This is a genomic window from Mesorhizobium sp. M2C.T.Ca.TU.002.02.1.1, from assembly GCF_003997225.1.
The window spans coordinates 1-2060 of sequence record NZ_RZTO01000980.1 but is presented as its reverse complement, the minus strand read 5'-3'; the positions used below and the strand labels follow the sequence as shown (position 1 = coordinate 2060).

4 protein-coding genes are annotated in these 2060 nt (G+C 65.0%); 2 read left to right on the top strand and 2 right to left on the bottom strand.

The window, feature by feature from the left end:
- Positions 1–6 precede the first annotated feature (6 nt).
- Positions 7–615, top strand: coding sequence for an SDR family oxidoreductase (locus EOD07_RS32305; RefSeq protein WP_245470576.1), 609 nt, complete (start codon positions 7–9; stop codon positions 613–615).
- 23 nt (positions 616–638) lie between these two features.
- On the opposite strand, the gene EOD07_RS32300 is transcribed toward EOD07_RS32305, so the two are convergent.
- Positions 639–878: a hypothetical protein gene (locus EOD07_RS32300; RefSeq protein ID WP_127238136.1), complete on the bottom strand. Its 240-nt coding sequence runs from the start codon at positions 876–878 to the stop codon at positions 639–641.
- A gap of 86 nt (positions 879–964) precedes the next feature.
- On the bottom strand, positions 965–1408 hold the full coding sequence (locus EOD07_RS32295) for an SRPBCC family protein (protein ID WP_041010693.1): 444 nt from the start codon (positions 1406–1408) through the stop codon (positions 965–967).
- A gap of 124 nt (positions 1409–1532) precedes the next feature.
- Here EOD07_RS32295 and EOD07_RS32290 point away from each other — a divergent pair.
- A partial coding sequence (locus EOD07_RS32290; RefSeq protein ID WP_127238135.1) for an NAD(P)-binding domain-containing protein occupies positions 1533–2060 on the top strand: 528 nt, incomplete at its 3' end.

The window sequence follows — 2060 nt, the reverse complement described above, 5'->3', positions numbered from 1 at the left end:
GTCGGCGTGCTGTCCTCCTCCGGCAAGGGCGAGGCTCTGGGCAAGGAACTTGGCGGCTTCGGCGTCACCGGTTCCAACCAGTCGAACGAGGACCTGAAGCGCCTCACCGATGGCGCGCTGGAGCGCTGGGGGCGCATCGACGTGCTGGTCAACAGCGCCGGCCACGGACCGCGCGCGCAGATCGTCGAGATCAGCGACGAGGACTGGCACAAGGGCATCGACACCTATTTCCTCAATGCCGTGCGCCCGACCAGGCTGGTGACGCCGGTGATGCAGAAACAGAAGGGCGGCGTCATCATCAACATCTCGACCGCCTGGGCGTTCGAGCCAAGCGCGATGTTCCCGACCTCGGCCGTGGCGCGCGCCGGGCTTGCCGCCTTCACCAAGATCTTCGCCGACACCTACGCGGCCGACAACATCCGCATGAACAATGTGCTGCCCGGCTGGATCGACAGCCTGCCGGCCACGAACGAGCGTCGCGACAGCGTGCCGCTGAAGCGCTACGGCACGTCGGAAGAGATCGCCGCGACGATCTCGTTCCTGGCTTCGGACGGGGCTGCCTACATCACCGGACAGAACATCCGGGTCGACGGCGGCATCACAAGAGCTCTGTGAGGGTGGTGAGGACGCGCGTCAGCTCATCCGGGCCTGCGGGAATTGAGCACCCACAGAACGCATAGAAAGGCTATCGAGCCGACCAGGACGATCGAATTGCCGACCACGATGTTCCAGAACCGTGTCGGATCATCCGAGAGCGCGACCCAGTGCAGCTTGCCCCGGACCTCGCCTGTCCTGATGCCGCAGGCAATGTTGTAGATCGCGATGGCGGCGAGCGCCGCCATCAGGACAAAAAGGTCGTTGTTCTTGTTGCGATCCATGGCAGCGGCTTTTATCAGCGCTTGGTGAAATTTTGCTTACCTTGGGTAAGGCGGCGGCCGCAAAACGGCCACCGCCTGCTCTCAATTTACTGGTTGATCTCCGGCTCGACGAGCTTGGCCAGGTTGCGCAGCGATTCCTGCCAGCCGAGATAGCAGGCCTCGGCGGGGATGGCGTCCGGGATGCCGGCCTGGGTGATGTTGATCTCGGTGCCGACCGACACTTTCTTCAGGATCACGGTCACCTCGATCTGGCCCGGCAGATTGGGATCGTCGAAGCGGTCGGTGTAGCGCAGGCGCTCGCCCGGAACGAGCTCGACGAATTCGCCGCCGAAGGAATGGCTGTCGCCGGTGGTGAAGTTGCGGAAGGACATCTTGTAGGTGCCGCCGACCTTACCCTCGAACTCGTGCACCGTGCAGGTAAAGCCGTTCGGTGGCAGCCACTTCGCCAACGCATCCGCCTCGATGAATGCGCGGTAGACCTTCTCCGGCTTGGTCGCCAGAACGCGGTGCAGTTGGATGGTGCTCGGCATATCTCGATATCCTTCCTTTGTTGATCGATGCCCCAAGGACGGGCGCGCCCCAGCCGATCCGACAGAGGCTGTCAAATTTTTTGACCCGCGGCTACCGTATCGGCCTGCAACGGAGGCAATGGACATGGGCACGGCAATCAGGCTGGGCATCGTCGGCGGCGCGGGCTGGCTGGGCGGCGCCATCGCGAGCGCCGCGCTCCAGGCCAGCGTCGTTAGCGCGCAGGACCTCGCCCTCTCCTACCGGAGCGCGAGGCCGGATCGTTTCGCCGGTGCATTCTGGACCGACGACAACCAGGCGCTCGCCGACCGCTCGGACGTGGTCGTGCTTTCGGTGCGGCCGCAGGACTGGCCCGCGCTCGCCATCGACGCAAAGGGCAAGCTGGTGATCTCGGTGATGGCCGGCATCCGCCTTGCCGAAATCGGCGAGAAGCACGGCACGCGCCGCGTGGTGCGCACGCTGCCCAACGCCGCCGCCGAGGTCGCCAAATCCTACACGCCATGGATCGCGAGCAGCGACGCGACCGGAGAAGACCGCGCCATCGTGCGCACGATCTTTTCCGCCTGCGGCTGCCAAGACGAGGTCGGCAGCGAGCGCGACATCGATTATCTCACCGGCCTGACCGGCTCCGGCCCTGCCTTCCCCGCCCTGCTG

Bases quoted from the DNA above. Each gene is read 5' to 3' on its own strand.
- EOD07_RS32295 (WP_041010693.1), bottom strand. From the start codon at position 1,408: ATGCCGAGCACCATCCAACTGCACCGCGTTCTGGCGACCAAGCCGGAG.
- EOD07_RS32300 (WP_127238136.1), bottom strand. From the start codon at position 878: ATGGATCGCAACAAGAACAACGACCTTTTTGTCCTGATGGCGGCGCTC.